Source organism: Streptomyces katrae, from assembly GCF_000966975.1.
Lineage (GTDB): Bacteria > Actinomycetota > Actinomycetes > Streptomycetales > Streptomycetaceae > Streptomyces > Streptomyces katrae.
In genome coordinates this window covers 1-5,447 of sequence record NZ_JZWV01000618.1, presented here as the reverse complement: position 1 = coordinate 5,447, position 5,447 = coordinate 1, and the positions used below count along the sequence as shown (strand labels likewise).

Annotated in this window: 3 protein-coding genes; 1 reads left to right on the top strand and 2 read right to left on the bottom strand. The window is 76.1% G+C overall.

The window, feature by feature from the left end:
• Nucleotides 1-154: 154 nt before the first annotated feature.
• Nucleotides 155-2,983, bottom strand: a complete 2,829-nt coding sequence (locus VR44_RS48485; RefSeq protein WP_169791029.1) for a helix-turn-helix transcriptional regulator — start codon at nt 2,981-2,983, stop codon at nt 155-157.
• 366 nt (nt 2,984-3,349) lie between these two features.
• On the opposite strand from VR44_RS48485, the gene VR44_RS22110 reads away from it, so the two are divergent.
• A complete protein-coding gene (locus tag VR44_RS22110; protein ID WP_063778953.1) occupies nt 3,350-4,216 on the top strand; it encodes a 4'-phosphopantetheinyl transferase family protein in 867 nt (288 codons plus the stop codon).
• Here the strand turns inward: VR44_RS22110 and VR44_RS22105 are convergent.
• Nucleotides 4,200-5,036, bottom strand: a complete 837-nt coding sequence (locus tag VR44_RS22105) for a hypothetical protein (protein WP_045949311.1) — start codon at nt 5,034-5,036, stop codon at nt 4,200-4,202. The two genes, VR44_RS22110 and VR44_RS22105, sit on opposite strands and share 17 nt — an antisense overlap.
• Between the last annotated feature and the right edge of the window lie 411 nt (nt 5,037-5,447).

Sequence of the window (5,447 nt, the reverse complement as noted above, 5' to 3'; positions counted from 1 at the left end):
GGAGCGGCGGCTCGCGGGTGTGCGGCCCCCGCCCCGGGCCCCTCCCACGCCCGCCGCCTGGTCCGGGTACTCCGCCTCCCGACGGCCGTCCGCCCGGAAGGCGGGCGCCCGCGGCGGGACTTCGGGGACGTCCCCAGGGCGGGGGCCCCGTTCCCTAAGGCGGGGACGGCACGCCGTCGGCCGGGCGGGGGGCGGCCGCGCGGGTGCGGGGGGCGAGGCCCCGCGGCAGGTCGCCGCGGCCGCGGACGTCGAGCTTGCGGTAGACGTTCGTCAGGTGCATCTCCACCGTGCGCGGGGTGATGAACAGCGCCTCCGCGATCTTCTTGTTGCTGTGGCCGCGCCGGGCCAGGGTGGCGATCCGGCGCTCGCTGGGCGTCAGGGAGTCCACGGGGGCGACGGCCAGCTGTGGCATGCGTCCGCCCGCCGTGACCAGGGTGTCGCGGGCGAGGGCGGTCAGCGCGTGCGCGCCGCAGCGGGTGGCGAGTTCGATGGTCTGGCGCAGGTGGCCCCGCGCGGCCCGGGCGTCGCCGAGGGCGAGCAGCTCGTGGCCCAGCTGGTACTCGGCCCGGGCCAGTTCCAGCCGGGCCGGCGAGCCGGCCAGGGTCTCCACGGCCTCGGCGAGCAGCCGCGTACGGGCCCGCCCCCTGACGACCGCGGCCGCCGCGACCAGTCCCAGTCCCAGGGCACGCGGGGTGCCCCAGTTCCGGGTCCGTTCCAGGGCGGCGTCGACGATCCCGGCGGCCTCGGCGCCCCGCCCCAGCCGGCCCAGCGTGGTGGCGGTCGGCAGCCACCAGGGGGCGAGGACGGGGTTGGCGATGCCCGCCTCCTCCTGGCTGCGTCCGCACCGCCGCCACAGTTCGAGCGCCCCTTCGAGGTCGCCGTGCTCCCGGCGGACCCTCCCCGAGGTGTACAGGTAGAGGTGCCATTCCCACACGCTGTGGTCCAAGTGGGGTGCGGTGCGCGCGAGTTCGTCGAGCACGGCGCCGGCCCGGGCGGCTTCCCCCCGGGAGAGCAGTACGGAGCTCAGTGCGAGGTGGGCGAGGGGCGGGGCTCCGGCGGGGCCGGTGACCTCGGTGGCGGCCCGGGCGTCCCGCGCGGCGGCGGTGACGTCGCCGATGCCGTACAGGACCAGGGAACGCCCGGCGAGCGCGGCCCGCCGGGGCCACAGCGGGGGGTTTTCCTGAGCCGGTGACACCACCCGGTCGAGGGCGGCGAGGGCCTCGTCCACGCGGTCGGCGAGCGCGAGGACGGCGGAGGAGCAGAACACTCCCCAGCCGGCGGTGCCGGGTTCGTCGGCGCGCAGGGCCTGCCGGGCGAGGGCGGCGGCCCGCTCCGCGGATCCGCCGTCCAGGGCGGCGAAGGCGCTGAGCGCGGCGAGCAGGCGCCGGTCGGCCGGACCGTGCCCGGCCGGTACGGGCAGGGCGGCGGCCCGGGCGCGGGCGGCGGGCAGCGCCGTGCGGTCGTTGACGGCGGTGGCCAGCAGGGCGGATTCGACGGTGGTGCGCAGGTCCCGGCCGGCGGGGCCGTCCCCGGTGTCCGGGGCATCGGTCAGACCGTCCAGCACCCGCTCCAGTAACCGCAGGCCTTCGGCGGCCCGGCGGGTGCCGAGTGCCATCATGGCGTACTGCACGGCCACGGGGGCCTGCCCGCGCGGGTCGGGGGTGAGGGCGAGGGCCTGGCGCAGGTGCCAGAGGGCGTGGGCCGGGGTGACGACGGTACGGCTGGCGGCGCGGGCCAGTTCCACGTGCAGGCCGCCGCGTTCGGCGTCCGTGAGGGCGCGGCCCGCCTCTCCGCGCAGCCAGCGGCCGGCGGCCCTGACGGTCGCCCGGGTGGGGGCCTCGGCGGCGGCGTCGCGCAGCACGGCGAACATCCACGGCTCGTCGATCCGGCCCAGCGGGGCGAGCTGTTCGGCGACCTCCGGGGCGGGCCGTCCGGCGTCGCTGAGGACCCGGGCGGCGCGGATGCGCAGGTCCCGCAGTTCGGGTGCGGGCAGGGTGGCGAGGATCGCGCCGCGGACGCCTTCGCGGATGTGCGGCGGGGATCCCGGCGGCACGGCCCCGATCCGGCGCAGCCCCTTCAGCGCGCATTCCACGGCCCGCACGTCCAGGCCGCAGAGCGCGGCGAGCAGGTCGGGGGCGCCCCGGCCGAGCACGGCGAGGGCGGTGGCCACCTGCCGGGCCCGGCGCGGGCCGGCGGCCAGCAGCTCGGGGACCCGTGCGGTCAGCACGCCCTGGTGGAGCTCGCCCAGCAGGGGCACGGCGTCCGCGCCGGGCCGGATGCCGAGGGTGCGCAGGGCGGTGATCAGCCGGTCCACCAGCAGCGGGTTGCCTCCGGTGAGTTCGGCGCACCGCCGGACGAACCCCTGGTCGGCGGGCCCGCCGCAGGTCCGGGTGACGAGCCGGGTGATGGCGGCTTCGGTGAGCGGGGCGGGTTCCAGCAGGGCGCAGCGGCCCCGGGCGAGGATCTCGGCGAGGACGGGGGTTCCGGGGCCGGGGGCGTCGGTGCGCTGCGCGAGGACCAGCAGCAGGGGCCGGGCGGCGGCGTGGCGCAGGATGAAGTCGGCACAGCGCAGGGAGGCTTCGTCGCACCACTGCGCGTCGTCGACCACCAGCGCCAGGGGTCCGGCGGCGAGCAGGTCCAGGGCGCGGCGGTGGAGCACGTGCCGGTCGTCGCGGAGGTCGCCGGGTGCTGCGGCGGGCGCCTGCGGTCCGGGCGGGGGCGGCAGCAGGGCGTGCGCCGCGGGGAAGCGGGCCGGTCCGTCCGGCGGGCCCCCGGCGTACCGTACGGCGTACCCCTCGGCTGTCAGCCGCTGCCGGGCGAGGTTCAGCAGGCGCGTACGGCCGATTCCGGCGGGGCCCCTGACGAGAACGGCCCGCGCCTGGCCCGACCGGGCCTCGGCGGCGTGGCGCAGCAAGGTTTCGAGTTCAGGGGTGGGGGCCTCCGGGGTCGGACCCGCCCCCCGCGCCATTCCAGCGGTGAACACCACTGTATTTCCCTCTTCCTTCGTGGAACCGCCTCCGGTCATCCGGCGGTACGACGCCGGAATGTCCCTGCGTGACCAAGATCGTAAGGGATGTGCCCCTCGAACTTACGGCCGATACGGTCGATTCGAGCCAGAATGTGCTGGACCTTGGCCGAGGCACATGCCACCGCGAGCCGTCCGGGCCGCCGGGAACCGCACGCATTTCGGCCTTTCCGCAAAGCCGAATTCCGCTATTTCCGTGGGGCGGAGGGGGCGGGGCAGTAGTACGGCGGAACACCGCAGCCGATATCCGGCCATCAATTCCGTTCGCCCGGCTGCGTTATCGTGCCGGAGCAGCAGTTGGCCGCCGAACCACCGGAGTGTTGCGTGCTGTCCCACCTGGAACTGTCCTGCCCGCCGCCCGGCTGGCCGCCCGCCCTCTGGCCGGGGCCGCGGTCCCGGCCGGCGGAGGGTTCGCTGGACCTGTGGCTGTTGCACGTACCGGATTCGGGGCTGCGTTCCGTGGTCCTGGACCGGTCTCCGCTGGACGCGGCGGAGCGCGCCCGGGTCGCCGCCTTCGTGTACCCCCTCCACCGCGCCCGCTACGTGGCCGCGCACCTCGCGCTGCGCCGGGTGCTCTGCGCCTACGAGGGCGTCTCCCCCGCGGAGTTGAGGTTCGTGCGCCGGTCCTGCCCCTGCTGCGGCGGTCCGCACGGGCGCCCGGCGCTGGCCGGTGGCGGCGCTCCGCACTTCTCCCTCTCGCACACGGGCGGCCTGGTCCTCATCGGGGTGGCCGGGCGGCCGGTCGGCGTCGACGTGGAGGCCCTGCCGGACCCGGACCGGGCCACCGCCGTCGGCGAGGCCCTGCACCCCGCCGAGCGGCGGGCGGTCCACGCCGCACAACCCGCCCTGCGGCCCGCCGTCTTCGCCCGCCTCTGGGCCCGCAAGGAGGCCTACCTCAAGGGGATCGGCACGGGTGTGGGGCGCAGCCCGGACCTGGACTACCTCGGCGACCCGGCTCCCGGGGCACCGGCCCGTCCGCCCGGCTGGACCGTCCGGGACGTCCCCGTGGGCCCGGAGCACGCGGCGGCCGTGGCCCTGGAGCGGCCCCCGGGCCCGGGTCCCGAACCCGTCGTCCGCATGCACTACCTGGGCGTCCTGGACGGAGCCGCCGCCGAATCCCTGTACGCCCTGACCGGCGCGGAGCGTGTCAGGGGCTCCGCGCCGGTCGGACCTCTCAGCCCGGGTAGGTGATCGAGCCCAGCGGCGGGCAGGGGCCGAGGACGGTGCCGGCGCCGGGGCGTGCGACGAAGGCCCGGCCCTCGGCGAACCGCTGACGCCGGGAGTCCTGGTCTTCGGCGTGCCAGGCGTCGCGCATGGCCTGCGCGTGGTCCCAGGTGTCGTCGATGAGACCGAGGCTGGTGTTGCCGGAGCTGCGCTGGAAGTCCATCTGCAAGGCGGCCTGCCGGAACGCGCTCTGGGTGACGGCGAGGTCGATGCGGGTGATGAGGACGCCGGCCGTGTCCGGTTCACGGGTCGGCATGGGAGCCTGCGCAAGCAGCGACACCCCCGTGTCGAGGCGGCCGATGTTGTCGACCATCGCCCTCTGCGCTTCCTGCGCCGTGAGCTGCATCTCCTGGTGCAGCCAGAGGAGTTCGTCGAGATCGGCCTGGGTGATGCGCATCCGCTGGTACAGGGCCCGGAAGCGGGGATCGCCGTGCAGCGGGCGGATGGGGGCGGCGTGCAGCCCCACGCAGTCGTTGTATCCGGCTGACACGGCCGCGTCGAGGTGGGGTATCGCCTGCTCCGCCCGTCCGCGCAGCACCGCCAGGACGCCGAGCCCCGCATGGCCCGCGGCGGCGAGCCAGGTACCGCCGGGACCGAGCGCGCCGGCGCGCACGACGACGTCCTGGAGGCCCGAGGCGACGTCCACCCTCCCGGGGGCACCGAGGAATCCGTACGCGGACGAGGAGGAGGAGCCCTGTCCCGGCACCCTGGCATCGACGCCCTGAGTCACCAGCGCCAGCAGCAGTTCGTGGACACGGGCGGCCAGTGAGTTGACGGTGTCGGCCATGGATCTCCTCGGGCATCGGTGGTGGTGAGGGCGTGCGGATCTTGAGTCTGTGTCAATTCCCTTGGGAAGGACAACCTTTCGGCCGTTCCCCGGGTGCCTCCGTCGGCCCGGGGCGGTGAACCGGCGACGGGCGGGGCGGGCAGGCGTTCGGGGGAACACACGTCAGAGTGGAGGCCGGCTCCCCTGCGGGCCGGACAGGGGGCACCCCCGTTGTAGGAGGTGTCGTGTCCCTGTGAGAAGAGGAAGTCCTGTGACTCCTGTGGCTGCATCGCCCGCTGTCGAGACCCTGCTCCGGCGGACCCTCGGCGAGCGGCGCATCGGACTCGTGGCGTGGCGGCTGCTCGTGCTGCAGATCGCCCACCCCGCCGTCGCCGCGGGCATGGACCGGTACTCCACCTATCGCGCCCACCC

Excerpts from the sequence above, each read along its gene's own strand:
- VR44_RS22105 (WP_045949311.1), bottom strand. The coding sequence starts at position 5,036 with ATGGCCGACACCGTCAACTCACTGGCCGCCCGTGTCCACGAACTGCTG.